Here is a 22,918-nt window from a genome sequence, read left to right on the forward strand (position 1 = left end):
ATAAGGGCTGCGTGAGAGATGGAGACTATCACGGCTGAGTTAGTTTTGCGCGCTTATGCGGCAGGTTTATTTCCCATGGCTCCAGATGAGCAGAGCGATGAGCTGGAATGGTTCTGCCCACAAGAGCGGGGGATTATCCCGCTAGAGCCTTTGGAGGCCATCCGCCTACCGCGGCGGTTAATGCGGAGCGTCTTAGCCGGGCATTATCGCCTTTGTAGTGATGAAGATTTTGATGGCATGATGCAAGCCTGCGCCCAAGCCACCGCTGAGCGGCCAGAGACATGGATTAGCGGGCGGATTCGGCAGCTTTATGGGGAGTTGCATCGCTTAGGTCATGCTCATTCTGTCGAGGTGCGCGCTAAAGAGAGCGGGGCTTTGCTCGGCGGGCTTTATGGCGTCTCCCTGCATGGGGCGTTCTTTGGGGAGAGCATGGTCTCGCGCGTGCGGGATGCCTCCAAAATCGCGCTGGTGCATCTCATGGCGGCATTGCGGCGTGGGGGGTATAAGCTTTTAGATACGCAATATATCACCCCTCATTTAGCGCGTTTGGGTGGGGTGTCTGTCCCCTTTATAGCGTATAAACAGCAGCTTGAGGCGGCCATGATGCAGGAAGGCCATTGGCCTGATGATATAAGTTTGGAGGCTTTGGCAGCCGAGATTACCCTTATGGCCCAGCGTTCTAAAGGGAGATGAAGGGCGGGGGCATTTTTCCCTCTGGCTCTCTCTTTTTGGTCTGATTATGGTGGGGGGTAAGATTGTGAATGAGACGAGCAAGAAAGAGAGGCAGTGATGACACTTTGGCGTATCAAGCGGGATGGGCAGCATAGATGCGGCAAGGGTGGTGTGATAGCGGCTGCCTCATTGGCGATTCTGGTAGGGGCTCATACGTCTCTTGCATGGGCAGGGGCGGATCACCCGCCGCTATCTCCCACGCGGGATGCGGTGGTGACGTATCGCTTCCAAACGGAGGTGCTGCCGGGTGATAAAAAAGGCAGTGAGCCGGAGCATCAAGTCAAAGTATCCTTCGCTGCATCAGGAGACCGGCTACGGATAGACCCTGACGATGGCCGCAGTGCAACAATTTTAAATCGCCAAACCCAGATTATGACGCTCGTGAGTATGCAAGAGCGGCGTTATATTGAGTTTCGCCCTATGCATGGGTTGCATAATCCGTTCTTCTTAGGGTTAGGGATGACTTATCACCCTGAGGGAACGGAGCAGATTGCTCATGTCACGTGCCAGAATTGGACGATTGATAGCAAGCGCGGCAAAGCAAAAGCCTGTGTGACGGAGGATGGTCTCATTCTCTCTGAAGAAGGGGTGGATGCTGATGGGCTAACGGGCCGTTTAAAGGCCATTGCCGTAGAGTATAAAGACTTACCTGCGGATATTTTTACGCCTCCAGCTGGGTTCCAGAAGTTTGATCCATTTGCCAAGATGAAGAAGCAGCTTGCACAAAAGCAGGCGCAGCAAGCACAGCAATCTCAGCAAGGCCAGCCGCCCGTGCCGGGTGCTGCGATGGAGGGTATGCGCCGTGGGGGGCATGAGGCTGTGGAGCAACCTGCTGGGGACCAACCTCATAGCCCTGATGATTCGGTAGGGGATGGGAGTGTTACCCATAGCGACCAACCTACAAGCAGCAATGAGGGGCAATAAGCCATGACGCAAGAAACGCACGTAATAGAGCTTGGGCAGAGCGCGCCGGACTTCACGTTGGAGGGCGTTGGTCCACAAGGGGAAACGCAGGTAGAGAGTACCTCGCTAAAAGGTAAACCTTATTTATTGTATTTCTACCCGCGGGCTTCTACGCCGGGTTGTACAACGCAAGCGTGTGATTTGCGTGACCATTTGGCGGAGTTGCGCATTCCCGGTGGGGAGGGGCTGACAGTATTGGGTGTTAGTCCCGATGCTCTTGGCGCGTTAGAGACGTTCCTCACCAAGCAGGCACTGAGCTTTACGCTCCTTTCCGACCATGAGCATAAATTGGCTGAGGCTTATGGCGTTTGGGTGCTTAAAAAGCTGTATGGGCGTGAGTTTATGGGAATAGAGCGCAGCTCCTTTCTTATTGATGCGCAGGGGCGTATTGCTGCTTTTAAGCGGAAGGTCAGCCCTGCAAAGCATGTGGCTTGGGTGCAAGAGGCTTTAGCACAGCTATAAGGCTTTTTAGATATGTCCTTCTTGGGGTCTCCTAGAGTATGAACTGGCAGCCAATGGTACGCCGTGTGGCGTTTGGTCTTTTAATCCCATTTGTTGGGGTGTTATTGGCTGTAGCTCTGCTTTTGGGGCGGTTAGCGCAGGGACCGTTGGATGTGACGGGCCTATCCCATCGGTGGGGTGGGGCGTTAACACATATAGGCGGGGGGACATTGCAATGGGAGCGCATGACCCTCGCATGGCAACCGCAAAAGGGCGGTCACTCCTCCAAATTATTATTGCAGCTTGATAATATTCGCTTCATCGCTCCTTCTGCTCCTATACAGCATATAGAGCATGTAGGGTTTACCTTTAAATTAGCTTCTCTATTGCGTGGGACGGTGAGGGCGCGCTCGCTTGAGGTGCAAGGGGTTAATGTAACCCTGATAAAGACCCTACAAGGCCGTGTGCAGGTTGCAGGGATGGGCCGTAATGCACGGACGCATCATCGCTTTGGGGGGGATGAGTCCTTCGCTTCGCTCGTGCCGTATCATATGGATGTGCGTGATCTTCATCTCACCATGCTGGATGAGGCTCAACCAGATGCCTCTTTGGTGATGAGCATGCCGGAGATGCAGGCGGATTATGAGCCGCAGAGCGGTTGGCGGGGTCAATTTGCGTTCTCCCTCCAAGGGCCGGGATTAGTGGATGGGACAGAGCGTGGGACAGTGCAGATTAAGGGCGATATTGCCCCAGAGGGGAGCGGGAAAAGCCATTGGCACTTCACTCTTTCCCCTATGCGCTTGCCCGCTTTGGCCCCGTGGATTCCTGTGGCGAATGAGCAGAAGAAAGGGCTTCTAGTCGCTAATCTGCCGCTTGCTTTTCAGCTAGAGGGGCAGTTTCAACAACGCGGTGTGTTAGGGGCGTTCGAGACGCTTAGTGGCACAGTTGACGCTGGGGCGGGAGAGGTGATTCGGCCGGGGAAGATGCCTTTCCGTGTGTCATCGGCGCGGTCGCATTTCACCTTTGGGCCAGCTCATGCTGATAAGCCCGAGCCGTGGGCATTGGCCCTTCATACGGATTTAACTGCTCTGGATTCCCATGAGATTCCTGTCCCATTTGTTATTGATGCTCATGGCGAAATGGATCATCTACAGCATGCACATAATGTCAGCTTGACGGTAGATGGTAAGGTTGCTGCCTTCGATTTTGCAACATTAGCGAGTGTCTGGCCTGAAGGAGCCGCTCGCGGCGCGCGGCGTTGGATGACAACCAATATGACTGCCGGGCGAGGGGATCATCTCCGGCTTATCCTTTATTTCTCCAGTACAACGGGTTTAGCTGGGTTGGATGTCCATGCTTTGGATGGTGATTTGATCGGCCATGGGCTGAATGTGACATGGTTAGATAATATGCCCCAAGTAACGGGGGAATATGCTCATGCTCATTTTATAGGGCCAGAGACATTGCAAATAGACCTTCAGCACGGCCATATTGCTGACGGTAAAGGCGGTATGGTTTTGCTGCCTTCTGGGCGCATTATATTGAGTGATTTGTTACATCATGAACAAATGGGTGAGTTCTCTTTGGGGATGGAGGGCAAATTACCACCTTTTTTATATATTTTGTCAGCACCACGATTGAATCTCTTAGCCCGTCATCCTGTTGACCCGGCGACAACGCAGGGCGAGATGAAGGGGACTTTTACAATTAAATTACCGCTCAAAAAGCATTTCAGTATGAAGGAGTTGCAGTTCGGAGCAGCGTTTGACATTCGCGATATTGGGATAGCGATGCCCGGTATTGACCATGTACAACAAGGCTGGGGACGGCTTTCTATTAATGAGACTAGCTTGACGATTAAAGGCGGAGCGGTTTTTCGTGGTCTTACAGTAGCGGGGAGTGTGTTTGATAGTTTCCAATCCAATGTTGCAGGGCGTTTATTATTGAAGGCTGATTTAACCGCCCCGCTCGGTGTAGCGGAGTTTCGCACCCTTGGGGTGCCTGCCTCTATTGCGCAGCCTTCCGTGTTAAAAGGTAAAGCGCAAAGTCATGTTGTGTATGAGCAATATGGATTAGGCAACAAGCATAAACGTACAACAGCGCACTTACAGCTAGATCTTACGCCGCTTGCTGTGACAGCTTCGTTTTGGCAGAAGCCCGCCGGGGCGGATGCAGGCTTAACAGGGACGATCCTGTGGGAGAATGGTCAGCTTATCGGATTGGATGATGTGCAAGTTCATGGGCCGCAGATTGCTTTAAAGGCGGAGGGGCGCGTGCGGCAAGGGCAGGTGGGCGGTGTTCATCTGACGCACTTTCAACTTGGCCGGACAGAGGGCAACGCTGTGTTAGACTGGCCTTTAAAGGGTGATCTGACAGCACGTTATCAAGCGAATATTCAAGCAGAGCTTTTAGACCTTACCCCATGGTGGGGGAAGAAGAAGGGGCAACCTGTTGCGAAGCCTCCTGCGGGTGCGGGTAAATCGCCATCCAAATCGCGCACATCTTTCCTCCCAGCGGGGACGTGGAAGGTGAGTCTGGAGGCTAATAAAGTCCTTTATGGGAAGGAGAAAACGGCCTCTCATGTCATAGTGCGCGCGCAATGGACAGCTTACCATGTAACAGAGCTTGCTCTGCATGTACGCCAACCTAATCCACTCGCTTTTGACCTCACCCCCATCCCCGGGCAGGAGGGCGCGTATGATGTGAAATTTACGGTAGCGGATTTTGGGGCTTGGTTAGCCTCTTTGGGGATTTATCAGCAATTTACTGGTGGGGCAGTGGATTTGGAGGGCCGTTGTCAGCCCGTAGCATCGGGAGGATCTGTGACAGAGGCAGAGCGTACTATGGGTGTGGGCCTTGGTCTGCCGCCTTTTACGGGGCGTTTGAAGATTGATAATTTAGCTTTGGAGCATCCACCAACACCGTTAGTTGTGGCTACTTTGGCGGCCCCTTTGCATTGGGGGCAGATTTCGCGCGATCGTTTTGAGGATGTGCAGATTCGGGCCGCGTTCCATGTGGCGGGTAATCGTCTGGATGTTGAGGATGGCCGCGCCAGTAATGCCATCTTTGGGGGAACGATTAAAGGGCAGGTCGATCTCGGGCAGGAGATGCTGCATATGCAAGGGACGCTCTCGCCATTCTTTGGGGTGAATCAGGCCGCAGGGAGCGTCTTTGGGGCTAAGAAAGGCAGTGGAGCCATGGCGGTGACCTATAAGCTAGAGGGGAGTTTTGCCAAACCCGCCTTGCATGTTAATTATCTCTCAGCATTTGTGCCGGCTATATTAAGGCGTTTGTTCGAGTAGCTTTTATCATCAAGGCTGTAGAATAAATGTGAGAGAGGATGAGGGCGGAGATTATGGCGGATCTCTTTGGTGGGTCTTCCTCAGAGGAGCCAGAGGCGGGAGCGGCATTGCCACGCCGTGGGGCTGCTATAGGGCACAAGGCGGGGACACAGCCTTTAGCAGACCGATTGCGCCCGCAACATCTAGGGGATGTTCGCGGTCAAGAGCATCTCCTAGGGCCGGAAGGCACGCTGACACGGATGTTAGAGAGCGGCCATCTCTCAAGCTTAATCCTCTGGGGTGGGCCGGGCTGTGGTAAGACGACCATTGCTCAGCTTCTCGCTGCTCAAGCTGGGTTGTTTTATACGAAAATCTCAGCCGTCTTTTCAGGCGTGGCAGATTTAAAAAAGGCGTTTGAGGAAGCACGGCGCAAAGCAGAGGCTACCGGGCGGGGGACGCTATTATTTGTTGATGAGATTCACCGTTTTAATCGGGCGCAGCAAGATGGCTTCCTCCCCTATGTGGAGCGCGGCACGGTCGTATTGGTGGGAGCGACAACGGAGAACCCCTCCTTTGCGCTGAACTCCGCTCTTTTATCGCGTTGTCAGGTCTTGGTGTTGCATCGTCTTGATGATGAGGCGTTGGAGCAATTATTGTGCCGTGCCGAGGGGGAGATAGGCCGCACCCTCCCGCTCACCAAGGAAGGACGGGCCTCACTAAGGGCAATGGCGGATGGGGATGGGCGTTATCTGCTTAATATGGTGGAGCAGCTTTTATCGCTCACAAAAGCAGATACGCAGCCACTTACCCCGGAGGCTTTAGCGCGCTTCTTAGCCCGCCGTCCTGTTTTGTATGATAAAGATAGGGATGAGCATTATAATCTTATCTCTGCGTTGCATAAATCATTGCGTGGTAGTGATCCTGACGCGGCCCTTTATTGGTTTGCCCGTATGTTAGAAGGGGGGGAGGACCCGCGCTATATTGCCCGCCGTCTTGTGCGTTTTGCGAGTGAGGATATTGGCGAGGCTGACCCAACCTCTCTGCCGCTCGCGCAAGCTGGGGCGACAGCTTATGAGCGTCTTGGCTCGCCAGAGGGGGAGGTCGCATTAGCGCAGGTTGTGGTACATCTTGCTGTGGCGTCTAAGTCGAATGCTGTTTACAAAGCGTATAACCAAGCACGGGCTTTAGCCAAACAGACAGGGAGCCTCATGCCGCCTGCACATATTCGTAACGCCCCAACAGCGTTGATGAAGGAGCTAGGCTATAATAAAGGTTATGAGTATGACCATGATTATGAAGATGGTGTCTCTGGCCAAAATTACTTTCCAGAAGGGATGGAGCGCGTGACACTTTATGAGCCTGTTGATCGTGGTTTTGAAAAAAGAATCCGCGAGCGTCTGGACATGTTGACGCAGAAACGGGCATCTCGCCAATCATGAGTGTTCAGAATCGTATTGTCAGTGAGGATGAGGCCGATTTACGCCTTGATCGCTGGTTCCGCCGTCATTATCCCAATTTGACCCAAGGCGGGTTGCAGAAATTATGCCGTAAAGGGCAGGTGCGGGTTGATGGTGGGCGTGTACAACCTAATAAACGGCTTTACCCCGGCCAGAGCATCCGCATCCCGCCTCTGCCAGACCAAAGCCGCCCAGCCCCGCCGCCACCGCCTAACCCAGAGCTTATCCAACAAATGCGGGATATGATTCTGTATGAGGATGAGCAGCTCATTGTGTTGAACAAATCCTCTGGTCTGGCAACACAAGGCGGTCCCGGCATTACCGTGCATGTGGATATGATGTTGGAGGGGTTGCGCCCTGAAGGGGGCGAGAAGCCCCGGCTTGTTCACCGTATCGACCGGGATACATCAGGGTTGCTCCTTGTGGCGCGGACGCCCGGCGTTGCGGCGAAGTTGGCGGCGGCTTTTCGTAGTCGTGAGGTGAGCAAGACCTATTGGGCGGTTGTGGTGGGGCGTCCCACACCGCCAGAGGGCGTTATTGATCAGCCTTTGGCCAAAGTAGGGGCTGGTGGGGCCTCGCTCATCGTGCCAGTAGAGCGCGGCGATGAGGATGCGATGAGTGCTAAAAGTGCTTATGAGACGCTTGATGCCACGGGTAAGCGGTTTAGCTGGCTGGCCCTTTCACCATGGACGGGGCGGACGCATCAATTACGCGTCCATACAGAGAGCTTAGGCACACCTATTTTGGGGGACCCGCGCTATGGCGGGGCTGCAGCGCATGTGGAGGGCTTCCCCGACCGGTTACATCTTCATGCGCGTATGCTGGCCTTCCCCCACCCAGCAGGGGGGCGGTTGGAGGTTACGGCTCCTTTGCCGCCGCATATGCAAGAGACGTTTCAGATGTTGGGGTTTATCGCAGGTGATACCCCTAAGCCCCGCCGTAGCCGTTAAGATGGTGGGGCGTTGGTTTTACCCAAGCCCGATGTGAAAGAAGGAAAGGGAAGAGGCTGATGAAAAAACTAGCAGCCAGTCTGATAGGGTTGGTGGTCGTGCTGACAGGCATCAGCCTTGCCCCACAGTTTTTGATAGACCAAAACCATTTGCGTGAGCGGGTGACGGCGGTGTTCCAAGCCCAAACAGGCTTAGAGCTTAAAATGGGAGAGACGTCTTTTCAGCTCTTACCATGGCCGTCTTTCCAAGCAACGAATGTGATGTTAACGCGCCCGGGCTGCTCGCCCTTTGTTGTGGCGCGGTCTGTCCATGCGGATATGTCTTTATTTGCTTTATTAAACCGTGAAGTGTCTTTTCAAGATTTCACAGTGGATGGAGCTGGCGTTATTGTGCATCGGGCGCGTGAGGGACAATGCTCCACATGGTTGCCTGTGTTGACCCAATCACAAGGCGAGGCAGCGTCTCCTCCCATCGCTGTGGCAGGGCGGGTCCATCCGCGTTGGAAGGTAAGCTTTGGGGCTTTGCATTTAAAGAATGCTACGCTCTCATGGCAAGATGATGTACCAGCAGGTGAGGTGCCCTTTACGGGGCGTATTCAGATAACCCGTTTAGAGCTAGATGGCATGCGTAGTGCCAGCCCGTGGGTGGATATGAGCGGGCAATCTGAACATACAGTTTTTACCGCACGCGGGCGTATAGGGCCGTTAGCGCGTTTACTCTCTGCCAAAGCAGAGCAAAAGGGGCCGTGGCCTTTCAGCCTTGGTATGACGTTAGGGAGTGGTCCCCAGCAGGATCACGCTACTTTAGATGGCGCGATGAGCGATGCGCATCGTTTGCAGGGTTTAGCCTTTACGTTGGAGGGGCATTGGGCCTCTCTCAAAGGATTGCATCGCTTCTTTCCTCAGTTTCTTCCTGTAGAGATAGAGCAGCTTGATGGCACGCTGCGCCTTCATGCAGTTGATGTCCCGCATAAGGTTGATGCTGGGCTTGATAAAGGGGCTGATGTCGCGCTGACAGATGCTCTATTGCATGTACCAGAGCGTTTGCGCCCTGATGTGATTCATCTCCATTTAGGGCATGTACTAGCTCCAACGGGGCTTCAGCTACGGGATGTGCAGCTGGATGCTGATAATGGGCAGGCTCCGCTTATTGTGCAGAGCAAGGCCATATGGGGGCGTTATGCGTGGCGTCTTAATGGAGAGGTGCAGAGCTTACAACAGGCCGTTGCTGCGGGTTTGCCAGATGAATCCGCCCCCGTAATGGTGAAGATGGAGGTCCAAGGTCAGGATAAAACCTTGGCGAGCTTGTTTAACCAAAACGAGGCAGAAAAGAGCGATGCGGCGCAAGAGCATGTTTCGTTCGCGTTGCAAGGCCAGATGGGGCGGAAGGGCAGCATGCTGGATGTCTCTGGCCAAGCGGGCCTTTTGCAGTTGCCTGATTGGGGAGTGTTCTCCGGCCTTTTGCTGCATGATATGCATCTGAAAGGGCAGCTTGCTCTTGGGGCGATAGGGGAGGCGGGCTTGCCTGCCGTTACAGCGCGCGATGTCGTGTTGGAGAGTCAAGAGATTGGTGGAACAGCTACGATGACGCTTCCCGCGCCTTTAGGGGCCGCTGGGTTGACGGGGCAGATACATCTTACCCATTTGGATGGGACGCGTTTCCATTATGCGCCGGTTATGGAGTTTGCAGGTTCCGCAGCGGAACCTTCTGTGCCGACTTTATCACTTGGTGCTGCGCTAAAAACAGTGGAGCCGCCAGCTGCTGCACCTTCGACTGAATCGCGCTCAGCAGGGGATCGGTATGTGGGGGCGCAATATGCTGGCTCTCATGATAGGGAGGTCGAGGCTAATCCACCGGGTGATAATGCGTTGGGGGCTGCATTTACTAACGTACCCGGCCATGATGGCCCTCTGGCTCGCTGGTTAGGGGCTATGGCGGTCCAGCCTGTAGATGTGGATTTTACAGCCGATCATCTCCAAACTGAGGCGATAGAGTATCAGGGTTTGCATCTCCATCTTTTAGGGCGTGAGGGGCATGTTGTTCTTTCTGTCCTAGGGGGGGCGGTGCAGACAGTGCCGTTATCGGGTGAGATTGTGTTGGATGGCTCTGCCGCACCTTTGCGGATGGGTATGAAAGCAGACCCGCTCATTTTGCCCGCACGTTGGGTGCAGTTGGCGTTAAACCAGCCTGTCACGGTGGAGGGGCCAATTCAACTTGTGGGGGCTTTAGGGACGGAAGGCGCGCATCCATCTGACCTTTTGCAAGCGATTGAGGGGCAGATGGGTCTCTCAGTTGTGGATGGACGTATTTATAGAGAGGTTTTGGCCCCCTTAGCAGGCCCGGCGGCACGGTTGCTCAAGTTGGGTGATGGCACTATGGGCCTGCGCTGTGCTGCGGGCGTGGTGCAGTTTGACCATGGGCAGGCTCATTTTGGGGATATGGCTTTGGAGGTCAAACATCTTTCGGTCCTTGGGCAGGGCAGTATGGCCTTGGCAGACCAAAGCTATACGCTTCAGCTTATGCCCCATGTTAGTGTGATTGGGGCGGATTTCTCCACACCATTGCTGCTGGAGGGTAAAGGGGGAAGCGTCCATATCGGTACAGCAGGGAAAGATGGCGTCCCCGCTTTGCCCCCGCTTGATACAGCAAAATTTGGTGATGATGCTTGCGCCTATGCTGTGCAACAAGCACGCGCAGGGCGGCAAGGTTTGCCCCTACCTGAGCGGGAGCAAGACCATGGCGGTGGTGCAGGGGGTATCCTGCGTGCGCTTGGCCTTGGTGGGCATTAAAGAGAAGGGGGTAGAGCGTGGTACAAGCGCGTAAACGCTTTTGGAAGCATGTAACCGTTGGGCCGGTCGGAGATGATGGGCAACAAGGCGTGTTGCTAGATGGCCGGCCCGTGCGCTTACCTGCGGGAGCTGTGTTGGCGGTATCGTCACCCGCCCTGGCTCATGCTCTGGGGGAGGAGTGGCAGCAGATTGCTGAAGGGGCGCATTTCACCCCTGATGATTTGGTGCTGACGCGTATTACCGGGAGTTATATTGAGCGTATTTTGCCCGACCGTACCGCGACAGAGGCCGTTCTCTATGGCTATGGGATTGATGATAATCTCTGTTACCAAAGCGAGGCACAGGATGGGGCTTTAGTTAGCCGCATCCTTACGTGGGCAGCGGAGCAAGGGTTACATCCTGACATGACTGAGGCGGTGATGCCGCTAGAGCAGCCAGAATCTTACAAAGAGGCGGTAAAAGCCACGTTGGCGACGATGGGCCCCGCCTTATTGGCTACGTTAGGGGTTATGGTCCCTATTATGGGTAGTTTGCTGCTGCCTTTCGCCCTTGTGCGGGGGATCGTGTCTTTTGATGACGCTGTGCATCTTGCCCATGCAGATGAACATCAGCAGCTTACAAAATGGGGCCATGACAAAGAGCTGGCCTGCCAATTAGAGCGCAAAAACGCGGATATTGCGGATGCGCTCCGTTTCTATAACCTCATGCAGGGCTAGAATAGCGGGGGTATTACACCCCGCTATCGGGCACCATGACGCTGACGGCGGCTGTAGCGGCGATGCCTTCTTCACGCCCGGTGAAGCCGAGACGCTCGGACGTTGTGGCTTTGACGGAGATGCGGCTGGGATGGACCTTGAGCAACTCGGCCAAACGAGCGCACATGGCCTGAGCATGAGGGCCGATTTTGGGGCGTTCGCAGATGATGGTGAGGTCGGCATTCACCAACATCCCCCCCTTGGAGCGAATTAGCTCCCCAGCATGGATGAGGAAACGAGCGGAATCCATATCGCGCCATTTTTCATCTGTGGGGGGGAAATGCCGGCCAATATCACCCTCATTAAGGGCACCGTAAATCGCATCGCAAAGTGTATGGATTCCCACATCGGCATCAGAGTGACCGGCAAGGCCCTTCTCATGAGGAATCTCAATACCGCATAGGATGAGCTTACGCCCCTCAGCAAAAGCGTGGACATCATAACCCAGCCCAACACGCGGTAGGAGCGGTGGGGTAGGCTGGTTTTCTTGGCTTTGCATGGCACGTTCAAGCCGCATAAGGTCCTCCGTAACGGTCAGTTTAATATTATCTTCGGCCCCCATAACGATAGCCACAGGGTGGCCTGCTGCCTCTAAAAGTCCGGCATCATCGGTTAAGGCTGTACGGTGGCGGGTATGGAGGGCGTGCAATAAAGGAAAGGAGAAGCCCTGCGGGGTTTGCGCACGCCATAGCCCATCACGCGGGACGGTATCGGTGATGATGCCGTCTTTGACCTTCTTTAACGTATCGCTGACAGGCAGGGCAGGGATAACGCCTTCATGATGCTCTAACGCCTCTAAAACACGGGTAATGAGGGCCGCTGGCACATAAGGGCGCGCACCATCATGAACAAGCACAATATCAGGGGGCGTGGGCAAAGCAGCCAGAGCCTCCAACCCAGCGCGCACACTATCATGACGTTCGGCTCCGCCGGGGACGGGGGAAAGAACATCCAGCCCTGCTAGAGCTTGCGGGAGGAGAGGGTCATTGCCTACAGGTTGGAGATAATCAACATGCGGTAAAAGGGCGAGGGCCGCATGACGAATAACAGGCTGTCCCGCAAGGAGATGGAATTGCTTGCTGATGGCTGCTTGTTCTTCTGTCGCACCAGCGGAGAATCGCCGCCCACGCCCTGCGGCAAGGAGGAGGGCCGCAACGCGCTTGCGTTTGATGGGAGAGGGAGTGGCGTCCAAGGAGGCGTCCTTCGCAAAACCGGGAGGTTAGTGGGTCATGCCGATATGATGGGGGCTGTCTAGGCTAAAAGCTGGCACGGTGACATCAAAGCGATGGCCGCTTGTAGGGGCTATCATGTGATAGATGCCCTCCATAAAACCGCTAGGGGTTTTAAGCTCCGCCCCGGATGTATATTGGTAGCTGTTTTTGGCAGCGATGATGGGTTGCTCCCCCACAACGCCCTCGCCATGCACTTGTTCTTGGCTGCCGCGCTCATCGGTGATGGTCCAGCTGCGGGAGAGAAGTTGGATGCTCTCTTGGCCGTTATTTTCTATCAAAACATGATAGAGCCACACATAGCGATGCTCATCAGGGTCGGAATGTTCATCGACCCAAAAGGGACGAACATTCACCGTGACATCGCCTGTACGGGCAGTAAAAGCGGGGAGGGAGGTTATAGGCTCTAGCTCAACAGTGTCTGTATCAGCCAAAGAAGCGTCCGTGGGAGAAGATGTATCAGACATAGGCTCTTACTAGACTCATTAAAACAGTTTGTCACGGCTATGAGGGCCGCATCTTATAGAAAGGCCGCCCATCATGGGGGAATGATGGACGGCCTAGGGGGTGTGTGGACACACCTCCTTATAGCACAAGAAGGGGGGTTAGCGTCCAGCCCTTAAAGCAGCTTCTGCCCCACGGCGCATATCTGCGATGAGGTCCTCTGCATCCTCTAAACCAACAGAGAAGCGGATAGAACCATCGGTAATGCCAAGGGCATTGCGTTGCTCTTGCGTCAGCTTGCGGTGTGTTGTGGTGGCAGGATGTGTAGCAAGGCTGCGTGCATCACCAAGATTGTTAGAAATAGCAATGAGTTGAAAGGCATTGAGGCACGCAAAAGCCCCTTTCTTGCCATTTGCAACGGTAAAGGCAATCAGTGTGCCACCATTGCTCATTTGTGTGTGTGCAAGCTTTGCTTGGGGATGGTCCTTCCGTCCCGGATAGCGCACAGCGGTAATACCGGGAAGGTCGCCTAGCACATCAGCAATACGGGCAGCATTGCGGGCCATAGCCTCAACGCGGAGTTGTAAGGTCTCTAGCCCCTTAGAGAGAACCCACGCATTGAAGGGAGAGAGCGTGTTACCTGTATTGCGAACAAAGGGTTGCAGCGTCTCGGTAATCCATTTTTGGCTCCCTAGAATCGCCCCGCCCATCACACGGCCTTGCCCATCAATATGTTTGGTGCAGGAATAGATGACGACATCGGCCCCAAGCTCTAACGGTTTTTGGCCGACAGGGGTGGCAAAGACATTATCGACCATAAAGAGCGCACCCGCTTTATGAGCAAGCGTGGCAATATGGCGAATATCCAGCACATCCAGCATAGGGTTGGAGGGGGTCTCAATCAGCACAGCCTTGGCAGGGCGGGAGAGGGCTTCCTCCCACGCTGCGGGGTTGGTGCCGTCAATCATGACGGTCTCAATCCCATAAGAGGGGATCAAGCTGTCGAGCAGCCAATGGGTGGAGCCAAAGAGCGCGCTGGAAGCAACAATACGGTCCCCCGCTTTAAGATGGGCGAGCAACGCGCAGGAGACAGCCCCCATGCCGGTGGACGTCGTTTGGCAGGCCTCGGCTCCTTCTAGCAGGGCGAGACGGTCTTGCAGGGCATCGACCGTGGGATTGCCATAGCGGGAATATTGAAGATGTTGAATCGTGCCTTCAAAAGTAGCCTCGGCTTGCTCGGCACTATCATACACAAAGCCGGATGTGGGGAAGATGGCATCGGATGTCTCCCCATGTTCGGTACGATGGCGCGCGTCATGCAGCAGGCGAGTACCTGTGCGACAGGAGGCGAGGAAGGTAGGGTCGGTAGAGGGCATGGGTTCCTCCAGCTGAAGAGGCAGTCGCATCCTAACGAGCCGCCTTATTAAGATGGAGGCCGTTGGAAGTCCTGATTCTGCGGGGGAGAAACAGGGCCTCTTTAGCGCATATTGTTTAACCTCGCCGCAAGCCGGCCTGTCAAATCGCGAGGGTAATGGCACTAGCCGTTACATGCTGACTATGCGCTTGGGGTGCGGGGGCGTCAAGCATAACTATTACGAAAAAATATAATGCAGGGGATTGCACAGTTTTGCCCTCCCCAGTATAAGGAGCCTCGTTGAGCGGATGTAGTTCAATGGTAGAACGGCAGCTTCCCAAGCTGCATACGGGGGTTCGATTCCCCTCATCCGCTCCAAGATTTCCTTAAAAGTTGGATGAGATGCGTTGCCCGTTAGGTAGAGCCTTACGGGCTGTTGAGCGTGTCTTGATAATGTTGGCCATCAAAGACCCACCGGTCATTCCCATTGATGAGCAAATCTGCCATGCCATTATGATAACGCCGTGTGATGCGAATGGTGCCATTCACGCTATCGAGCAAGGTCTCCCAGTCATTTCCAGCTTTACGGTAGATGGAGGTTGTGCATCCAGCCGAGCCGCATAGCCGGTAGGATTGAAGTTGCACAAAGAGAATCGTCTCTTTTTGGCGTGGGGAGAGTCGAGCTGTCCCTGTAAGGATGATGGGCTGGTCATGATGACGGGCGGCATCATCTAGTAAATCGGCATTAAGAGCGCGTGCTTGCTTGTCGAGCTCTGTACCGGGGTGGGCGGTGAGTTCTACCGGGGTTGTGCTAGGGGCGCGATACGCATGAGGGGCCGTTTTAGCCATGGCAGGGAGCAGAGATGTGAGTGTGCTTATGGCGGTGAGGGCCACAACAAGATTAAAGCGATGGAGAGAGCGGTGGTGTAAGCCTATCATAATCATGCTCCTGTAGTGGCTAAGGCAGGGCGAGAGGGGGGTATATAGGGTGATTATTCGTAACGCAATGTGACGACAAGGACATCACGATAAGCTGGTTTTGTCGGGTCTTCCGGCTCTACAGGGGTAACGCCATGATAAACGCGATGGTCATTGACGATAGCGGTATCGAGCGGGTCTTTCAAAGTAAAAGAGCCGAGCTGTGTTTCTTTATCTAGGGCATGGATGCTCGTAACGCCCTCGCGAATATTGATACGGTTGATCATAAACACAAAGACCCAATCTACACCATCGCGATGCATACCCTCTGGTGTTGGTCGGCCCGCTGCATCGGTGGCGGCTTCGATGCGGAATTGATGAACCTCCACATGCCATGAGGCTGGGCGTGCATGATCTTGGGTCAGCTGATTCGCCACTACTGCACTCGCTTTTAGGATAGCTTGCAGGGCAGGATGGGCACAAATGGCCTCCTCAATAGGGTTGAACCATCGTTCTACCCCGCCATTGAGGAGGTTATAATCACGGCTCTGATAATGGGGTTGATGCTCCTTGCGCGTTATCTGTCCTTTATTGATGGAAAAGGTTCCGTAGCGGCGGCGGCGATAACGCCCATTATCGGCCATGTAGCGGTCCATCCCTAGATGGTTCCAGCTTGTGGCGAAGCTTTCCCAGTCTCGCAGACCATAGGGCTGTAGCCATGCTTTGGCATCCGCCGCAGGAAGATGTAGGAAGCCCTGCTGATGGAGCTGCTTTTGCGTGGCGTGGCGTAGGGTGGATGTCATGGCAAGCGAACCTCTCTCCAACACGGATATGGAGTGTGTGTCGAGGAGTATAGACGGACTATAAGGGCTTGTCTGTATCAGGTGGTGCAATTCCCCCTCTCGCCTCACAGTGAGGCAAGAGGGGAGAGAGCATTGGAGCGGCGTTAGTGGCCTTTTGTTTCGTCCTCTTTGCCGTTGAGGTCTGGATTATTAGGGCGGAGATGCTCTTTAACCGTCAAAGCAAGGGTGCGGACAAGACCACTTAGGCTCATCTGATGTTGACGGAAAAGCCCTTCATGAATGAAACGCGCCAGTTTGGCCCCTAGGCCATGGCCACCAAACTCCTTTTTGGAGGGCCACATGCCCCACGCATTATATTGGCCTAAAGCGACTACAGCCCCGCGATCTGTATAGACAAAGGGTGTAGGGGCCTTCCCCGCGATTTGCCGGGGGATAGCAATACGGCCAACATAGCGTCCTTCTTGGCGGGCGGCTTGTGCGGTTGGGGCAACGGGGTTGACCTCCATGCGGGCGCAATCCCCAATAGCGAAGATAGCAGGGTCTTTCGTAGTTTGGAGCGTTGCTGTGACCATGATTTGGCCACTGCGGCTTAGCTCTAGGTCTTTGAGCAAGGATGTCGCTGCGCAGGCTTTAACCCCGGCGGCCCAAATGGGGAAGTTGGAGTCGATTCGCCGCCCATCTTTGAGGGCGATATAACCGCAACCAACCTCGCTGACCATGCCCTCTGTGATGACCTCAAAGCCTAATGCTTCAAGCTGAGCTTGGGCTTCCTCAGAGACTTTAGGCGGGAAAGCTGCGAGTAGGCGGTCGCTTGCCTCAACCAAAGTAGGTTTGAGCAATCTACGCCGGGTCTCTGGGCCGAGGCCGGGTGTGTTATCAATAGCTTGGCAGAGTTCTGCGGCAAGTTGCACGCCTGTTGCCCCCCCGCCTACAATACCTAAATGCACAGGCTCGTTGGTAAGCTGAGCACGCTCTATGAGAGAGCGGAAACGGTCATGAATAATAGTCGCATCAGCAAGGGAGTTGAGGAACAAGCAATTCTCTTTGGCTCCGGGTGTCCCAAAGTCATTAGCGCAAGAGCCAAGGGCGACCACTAGCGTATCGTAAGAGAGGGTTTGACCATTCTCTAAGGTCATAGTCCGGTTAGGGCGGTCGATTGTCTCTAACGTGCTTTGGATGAAGCTAAAGCCAAAGCGTTTCGCAAGCTCATTAAAGGCAAATAAATTGCCTTTCTCGCTGATTGTACCGGATGCGAACTCGTGTAGAGAGGGCTTCCAAAAATGGACGTTGTTTTTATCAATCAGGGTGATTGTAACATGGGGGTTATGGCTTAGCTGCGTTGCGGCTTCTAGCCCGCCAACACCACCTCCAAGAATGACGATATGTTTCTTCGCGGCCATGAACCGTTCCCTCGTTTTTGATGCTCTGAGCGCAATTAGGACATGCGCGGTAGTAAAACGTGTTTTAGTAGCCTTCTCATGCAGGAGATACAAGCCCCGATAGAAGAAGACTGCATGTTTTTAAGAAGGTGTTAAGGTTATAGGGAGGTATGGCTCGCCTAACTGCGATACGAGCCATTTATATCAATATAGCCGTGGGTTAGGTCGCACGTCCAAATGCTCGCAGAGCCTGCACCCAGCCCCATATCCACCGTGATGGTGATTTCCTGTTGGCGCATATAGGCCTCTAGGGCTGCGACATCATGCTCTTTAACACCGCCCTTATTGGCAACCCAGTGGTCCCCAAGGGCGATGGAAAGTTTATCGCGGTCTGCTGGCTGACCACTTTTACCAACCGCCATGACGATGCGTCCCCAATTGGCATCTTCACCAGCAATGGCCGTTTTCACCAAGGGGGAGTTAGCAATGGCTAAAGCGATTTTGCGGGCAGATTCATCACTTTCGGCTTCTTGGACATCAACCCGGATGAGCTTTGTCGCCCCTTCGCCATCACGCACCACTAGCAAAGCAAGCTCGTGTAATAGCTCCTTTAATGCCGTGCGGAAGGCAGAGAGTGCGTTATCCTCAAGGGAGGTGATTTCGGCATGTTTGGCCTGCCCTGTGGCAAAGAGCATGACCATATCTGATGTGGATGTATCGGAATCCACAGTGATGGAATTAAAGCTCGGCCCTACAGCTTCTTCCAATAGGGCTTGTAATATAGGCTGGGGAAGAGCGGCATCGGTGACGACATAGGCGAGCATAGTCGCCATATCCGGCGCAATCATGCCAGAGCCTTTGGCGATGCCTTGGAGGCAGACCGTCACATCCCCAATAGCGACCTCACGGCGTGCCGCCTTGGGGAAGGTGTCTGTCGTCATAATAGCGCGTGCAGCGTCTTCCCACCGGTCCTCATGGAGGCCCTCAATGGCGGCGGGGAGGGCTGCGATAATTTTTTTATAAGGGAGGGTCTCCCCAATTACGCCTGTGGAGGCAAGAAATACGTCTTCCACAGGGCAATCTAGTAGATGAGCGACCTCACCTGCACATGCTACCACAGCCTCCTCACCAGCACGGCCAGTAAAGACGTTGGCATTGCCAGAATTAACCAGCAAAGCCCGTGCGTGGGGCGTATGAGCCAGCGCACCACGGCACCAAGGGATAGGGGCACCGGGGCAGAGATTACGGGTAAACACCCCGGCTGCTGTCGTACCCGGAGCAAACTCAACCAACATAAGGTCCGTTCGCCCTTTATAGCGTATATTGGCTTCCACGCCGCTGAGGCGTACCCCCGCAATGGAGGTTAGCTTCGGGAGGGAAAGAGCCAAGGGGGAGCGCGGGTACGACTGTGCCATAGCTTAGTGTGCCGTGTTAGCTGGGGCTGCGGCGGGAGCCGGAGCGGGGGTGGAGGCAGGAGCGGCAGCCGGAGCGGCTGGGCTGTTGGTGATGGGCTGGCCTTTCGCATCGTAATGAACGATTCGAGCCTGCTTCTCAGCGTCTTCCACAACCTTATGCACTTCCTGACGAATCAGGTCGCGGCGGATTTGGTCGCGGACTTGCTCAAAGCTCGGCACAGGGGCTGTGCGTGTCCCTAGAACCTGAATAACATGCCAGCCATATTGAGTATGAATCGGTTTTTGTGTGATGGTGCCGGACTTCATGGAGAAAGCAGCATTGGAGAAGTCAGGGATCATGTCCCCGCGTTTAAACCAACCAAGGTCGCCCCCATTTGTGCCACCAGAGGCTTTATCGGTGGAGAGGCGGCTGGCCAGCTTGGCAAAGTCAGCCCCTTTATTGAGTTGGCGAATGACATCCTGCGCTTTAGCGTCACTATCAACAAGGATGTGACGGGCATGGACCTCTTCTTCAGGCTTTTTGGAGGCATAATGGGTCTGATAATAGTCCTTTAGGGCTTCATCAGTTAATTTAGGGGCGACTTTCTCTTCCAGATACGCATTTTGGAGGGCGGTGCTAGCGGCAGCATCCATGGCAGCTTTAACGGCAGGCTTGTTCTGTAACCCGTCTTTCTCAGCTTGTAGCTGGATAGCCTTTTGGTCCACGAGCTGGTTGATAATCAGCGGGATGATAACGCTTGGCTGAAGCTGGCGTGCTTCTGGCGGTAAGGTCAACGCAGCGCGCTGGACATCGCCAAGGGTAATCTTTTGGTCATTGACGGTAGCAAGAACCAAGTTAGGGTCCGCTGCGGGAGCTGCTGCATTGGCAGAAGGAGCCGCAGCTGGTGTTGCAGGCTTGGTATCGGCAGCCATAGCGTGCGTTGCCAGAGAAGAAATACCCCCCATAAGGGCTGTGCAGAGCAGGAGAGAGCGGGAAAGCCGCATGAAAAACCTCGTTATCTTGGTTCACTAAAAGTCAGCTTTATTACCATGACAAAGCCCGTTACGCCCTGCAAGGGGATGAGAGCGGAAAAACCAAAGTATTTCCTATATTTTATGTCATGTTATGGGCGGGGTGGTGAGCTATCTGCTTCTTTTTATTATGTGTATGGCGTTGTTGGGCAGGGGGTGGCGTGTAGGGATATAAGGGGGATAGGTAGGCTTTTTCATTGACCATACTAGCAAGGGCCCTTATGTCGGTCCTATATGAAAAGCGTTGTGACCATCCGTAGCATGTCCTTTTCGGCTTTCAAGGAAAGAGGAAGGGACACTGGCCGCTGATGGCAAAATTTTCAGGGTATCTCATGCTTTCACGCCTTGCTCGCGCCCTTTTTGGCCATTCTAACGACCGCTCTTTGAAGAAATATCAGCGGCGAGTGCCGGAGATTAATGCCTTAGAGCCTCAGATACAGGCTCTTACGGATGAGGAATTAAAGGCCAAAACGGCAGAGTTCCGCCGTAAGTTGGCTGATGGTGCTACGCTGGATGAGCTGCAGGTCGAGGCTTTTGCGGTGTGCCGGGAGGCGTCTCGCCGTGTATTGGGGATGCGCCATTTTGATGTGCAGTTGATTGGCGGGATGGTCCTTCATGATGGCCGTATTGCCGAGATGCGCACGGGTGAGGGTAAAACCCTTGTCGGTACGCTTGCAGTTTACCTAAATGCCCTAACAGGCAAGGGCGTGCATGTTGTAACGGTGAATGACTATCTCGCCCGCCGTGATGCGGAGGAGATGGCCCGTCTTTACGGCTTCCTCGGCCTCACAACTGGTGTGATTATCCCTAACCTCTCTGATGAGGAACGCCGAGCAGCTTATGCGGCGGATATTACTTACGGGACGAATAACGAGTTCGGCTTTGATTATCTGCGCGATAACATGAAATACGCGCTAGAGGAGATGGTACAGCGGGACTTCAACTTCGCCATTGTCGATGAGGTGGATAGTATCCTCATTGATGAAGCCCGCACCCCGCTGATTATCTCTGGCCCTGCGGATGATAGTTCCGACCTTTATCGGCATGTAGATGAGGTGGTGGCACGTTTGGTTGAGGAGCCAAATGTGTATGATAAAGATGAGAAGATGCGGACCGTCACCCTCACAGAGCATGGCTCTGACCTTGTGGAGGAGATGCTGAATGCGGCGGGGCTATTGCAGGGCGGGGGATTATATGACCTGCATAATGTCTCGGTCGTGCATCATGTTCAGCAATCATTACGGGCGCGGACGCTCTTTACGCGGGATGTAGATTACATCGTCCGTGATGGTAAAGTGATGCTCATTGATGAGTTTACGGGGCGTATGATGGATGGTCGCCGTTACTCCGATGGGTTGCATCAGGCCCTAGAGGCGAAAGAAGGGGTGGAGATTCAGCAGGAGAATCAAACGCTTGCTTCTATCACCTTCCAAAATTACTTCCGCCTTTACCCCAAACTTGCGGGCATGACCGGTACCGCGATGACGGAAGCGGATGAGTTTGCGGAGATCTACAATCTTGAGGTGGTGGAAATCCCCACCAACCTGCCTGTCCGTCGTAAGGATGCGAATGACGAGGTCTATCTCACGGCGGAGGAGAAATACGAGGCCGTAGCGGAGTTGATTCGTAAGGTTCATGAGCGGGAACAGCCTATCCTTGTTGGGACGGCCTCGATTGAGCAGAGCGAGATTCTCTCACATCTTTTGCGGCAGAAGCGTATCCCCCATAATGTGTTGAATGCACGGCATCATGAGCGTGAGGCGAGCATTATTGCACAAGCAGGGGTGCCCGGCGCGATTACGATTGCTACCAATATGGCCGGGCGCGGGACAGATATTAAGCTTGGCGGTAATGTGGACATGCTGGTGGCTGAAAAGACCGCAGGCATTGAGGATGAAGCCGAGCGTGAGGCTGTTGCCGCCCAAGTGCGGGCGCAAGTTGCGGCAGACCATGAGCGTGTGCATGAGCTTGGCGGGCTTTATGTTATCGGGACGGAGCGGCATGAGAGCCGGCGTGTTGATAATCAGCTCCGTGGGCGGTCTGGCCGTCAGGGTGACCCCGGTAATTCGCGCTTCTTCTTGTCCTTGCAGGATGATTTGATTCGCATTTTCGGCTCGGATCGTATGGGCGCGATGATGCAGAAGATGGGCCTAAAGCGCGGTGAAGCGATTGTGCACCCTTGGTTGAATCGTGCCTTGGAAAAAGCGCAAAAGAAGGTCGAAGCCCGTAATTTCGATATGCGGAAAAACACGCTGAAATATGACGATGTCATGAATGCACAGCGTAAAGAGGTCTATGCCCATCGGCGCGAATATATGGCCTTGAAGGACCTTTCCGGCGTTATTGCGGATATACGCGGCAAGGTGATTGAAGATATTGTCCATGCGCATATTCCCGAGAATGCCTTTGTTGAAGCTTGGGATATTGAAGGGCTGACACGCGAAGTTAAGCGTGTTTTGAACCTTGAGCTGCCGATTGCAGAATGGGCGCAAGAAGATGGCATGACCGAAGAAGGCGTCATCGAGCGGATTGAGGAAGAAGCCACACGGGCTCATGCTGCGCGTGCAGCGACCATCGGGCCGGATATGATGCGCTTGATTGAGAAGCATATTCTGCTCACATCTTTTGATGGCGCGTGGAAGGAGCATCTCCACGGGCTAGACCAAGTGCGCCAAGGGATTGGCTTGCGGGCTTATGGCCAGCGCGACCCGCTTAATGAATATAAGCAAGAAGCCTTCCAGATGTTTACATATATGCTGGAAGATATGCGGATGCGCGTTGTGCAGGCGATTGCCCATGTGCAGCCTGTTAGTGAGGCACCTACCATGCCGGAGGTTCCTGCGGCGATGCAGGTGGAGGAGCCCGTAGAGGATGAAGCGTTGGATACAGCCACATTTGCGCGTTGGTTGAATGAGGTTCCACGCAATGCCCCATGCCCTTGTGGCTCTGGGCTAAAGTTTAAACATTGTCACGGTAAGATGGTTTAAGAGGAGAGAG

General features: G+C 54.2%; 17 protein-coding genes, 1 tRNA gene and 1 riboswitch. Of the genes, 10 read left to right on the forward strand and 8 right to left on the reverse strand.

The window, feature by feature from the left end:
* The first annotated feature begins 18 nt into the window (after positions 1-18).
* The 8 genes from aat (at position 19) to GM556_RS01800 (ending at position 11,329) form a co-directional block, all read left to right on the forward strand.
* Positions 19-693 (forward strand): leucyl/phenylalanyl-tRNA--protein transferase, encoded by a 675-nt coding sequence (gene aat, locus GM556_RS01765; RefSeq protein ID WP_155579098.1) that lies wholly within the window; start codon positions 19-21, stop codon positions 691-693.
* Positions 694-789: 96 nt separating this feature from the next.
* On the forward strand, positions 790-1,656 hold the full coding sequence (locus tag GM556_RS01770; protein WP_099026229.1) for a hypothetical protein: 867 nt from the start codon (positions 790-792) through the stop codon (positions 1,654-1,656).
* A 3-nt stretch (positions 1,657-1,659) separates the two neighbouring features.
* Positions 1,660-2,157 (forward strand): thioredoxin-dependent thiol peroxidase, encoded by a 498-nt coding sequence (bcp, locus tag GM556_RS01775; RefSeq protein WP_155572829.1) that lies wholly within the window; start codon positions 1,660-1,662, stop codon positions 2,155-2,157.
* Positions 2,158-2,195: 38 nt separating this feature from the next.
* The gene (locus tag GM556_RS01780; RefSeq protein WP_155579099.1) at positions 2,196-5,438 is read left to right on the forward strand and encodes an AsmA-like C-terminal region-containing protein; all 3,243 of its coding nucleotides are present in this window, start codon (positions 2,196-2,198) and stop codon (positions 5,436-5,438) included.
* Positions 5,439-5,491: 53 nt separating this feature from the next.
* On the forward strand, positions 5,492-6,856 hold the full coding sequence (locus GM556_RS01785; RefSeq protein ID WP_155579100.1) for a replication-associated recombination protein A: 1,365 nt from the start codon (positions 5,492-5,494) through the stop codon (positions 6,854-6,856).
* Positions 6,853-7,824: an RluA family pseudouridine synthase gene (locus tag GM556_RS01790; protein ID WP_155572832.1), complete on the forward strand. Its 972-nt coding sequence runs from the start codon at positions 6,853-6,855 to the stop codon at positions 7,822-7,824. Before GM556_RS01785 ends, GM556_RS01790 begins: the two co-directional genes overlap by 4 nt.
* Positions 7,825-7,883: 59 nt before the next feature.
* Positions 7,884-10,613, forward strand: coding sequence for an AsmA family protein (locus GM556_RS01795; RefSeq protein ID WP_155579101.1), 2,730 nt, complete (start codon positions 7,884-7,886; stop codon positions 10,611-10,613).
* 17 nt (positions 10,614-10,630) lie between these two features.
* A complete protein-coding gene (locus tag GM556_RS01800) occupies positions 10,631-11,329 on the forward strand; it encodes an ATP12 family protein (protein WP_155579102.1) in 699 nt (232 codons plus the stop codon).
* A gap of 13 nt (positions 11,330-11,342) precedes the next feature.
* Here the strand turns inward: GM556_RS01800 and ispF are convergent, their stop codons facing one another.
* The 3 genes from ispF to metZ form a co-directional block, all read right to left on the reverse strand.
* Complete coding sequence (ispF, locus tag GM556_RS01805; protein WP_155579103.1) at positions 11,343-12,560, reverse strand: 2-C-methyl-D-erythritol 2,4-cyclodiphosphate synthase; 1,218 nt, start codon at positions 12,558-12,560, stop codon at positions 11,343-11,345.
* A 27-nt stretch (positions 12,561-12,587) separates the two neighbouring features.
* On the reverse strand, positions 12,588-13,064 hold the full coding sequence (gene apaG, locus GM556_RS01810; protein WP_155572836.1) for a Co2+/Mg2+ efflux protein ApaG: 477 nt from the start codon (positions 13,062-13,064) through the stop codon (positions 12,588-12,590).
* Between the two features lie 138 nt (positions 13,065-13,202).
* Positions 13,203-14,417, reverse strand: coding sequence for an O-succinylhomoserine sulfhydrylase (metZ, locus tag GM556_RS01815; protein ID WP_155579261.1), 1,215 nt, complete (start codon positions 14,415-14,417; stop codon positions 13,203-13,205).
* A gap of 80 nt (positions 14,418-14,497) precedes the next feature.
* Positions 14,498-14,578, reverse strand: a riboswitch (SAM riboswitch).
* 121 nt (positions 14,579-14,699) lie between these two features.
* Between metZ and GM556_RS01820 the strand changes: the two genes are divergently transcribed.
* Positions 14,700-14,773, forward strand: a tRNA-Gly gene (locus GM556_RS01820).
* Positions 14,774-14,821: 48 nt separating this feature from the next.
* On the opposite strand, the gene GM556_RS01825 is transcribed toward GM556_RS01820, so the two are convergent.
* The 5 genes from GM556_RS01825 to GM556_RS01845 form a co-directional block, all read right to left on the reverse strand.
* Positions 14,822-15,334, reverse strand: a complete 513-nt coding sequence (locus tag GM556_RS01825; RefSeq protein WP_155579104.1) for a hypothetical protein — start codon at positions 15,332-15,334, stop codon at positions 14,822-14,824.
* 53 nt (positions 15,335-15,387) lie between these two features.
* Positions 15,388-16,116, reverse strand: coding sequence for a 2OG-Fe dioxygenase family protein (locus GM556_RS01830; protein ID WP_155572837.1), 729 nt, complete (start codon positions 16,114-16,116; stop codon positions 15,388-15,390).
* A gap of 143 nt (positions 16,117-16,259) precedes the next feature.
* Complete coding sequence (locus tag GM556_RS01835; RefSeq protein WP_155579105.1) at positions 16,260-17,516, reverse strand: NAD(P)/FAD-dependent oxidoreductase; 1,257 nt, start codon at positions 17,514-17,516, stop codon at positions 16,260-16,262.
* Positions 17,517-17,674: 158 nt separating this feature from the next.
* The gene (argJ, locus tag GM556_RS01840) at positions 17,675-18,910 is read right to left on the reverse strand and encodes a bifunctional glutamate N-acetyltransferase/amino-acid acetyltransferase ArgJ (protein WP_155572839.1); all 1,236 of its coding nucleotides are present in this window, start codon (positions 18,908-18,910) and stop codon (positions 17,675-17,677) included.
* Positions 18,911-18,913: 3 nt separating this feature from the next.
* Positions 18,914-19,894, reverse strand: coding sequence for a peptidylprolyl isomerase (locus GM556_RS01845; protein WP_155579106.1), 981 nt, complete (start codon positions 19,892-19,894; stop codon positions 18,914-18,916).
* A gap of 359 nt (positions 19,895-20,253) precedes the next feature.
* Here GM556_RS01845 and secA point away from each other — a divergent pair, with 359 nt between their 5' ends.
* Positions 20,254-22,908 carry a preprotein translocase subunit SecA gene (gene secA, locus GM556_RS01850; protein ID WP_155579262.1) on the forward strand — a complete coding sequence of 885 codons (2,655 nt, stop codon included), beginning with the start codon at positions 20,254-20,256 and terminating at the stop codon, positions 22,906-22,908.
* Positions 22,909-22,918 lie beyond the last annotated feature (10 nt).

The organism is Bombella sp. ESL0378 (assembly GCF_009725845.1).
GTDB classification, from domain to species: domain Bacteria; phylum Pseudomonadota; class Alphaproteobacteria; order Acetobacterales; family Acetobacteraceae; genus Bombella; species Bombella pollinis.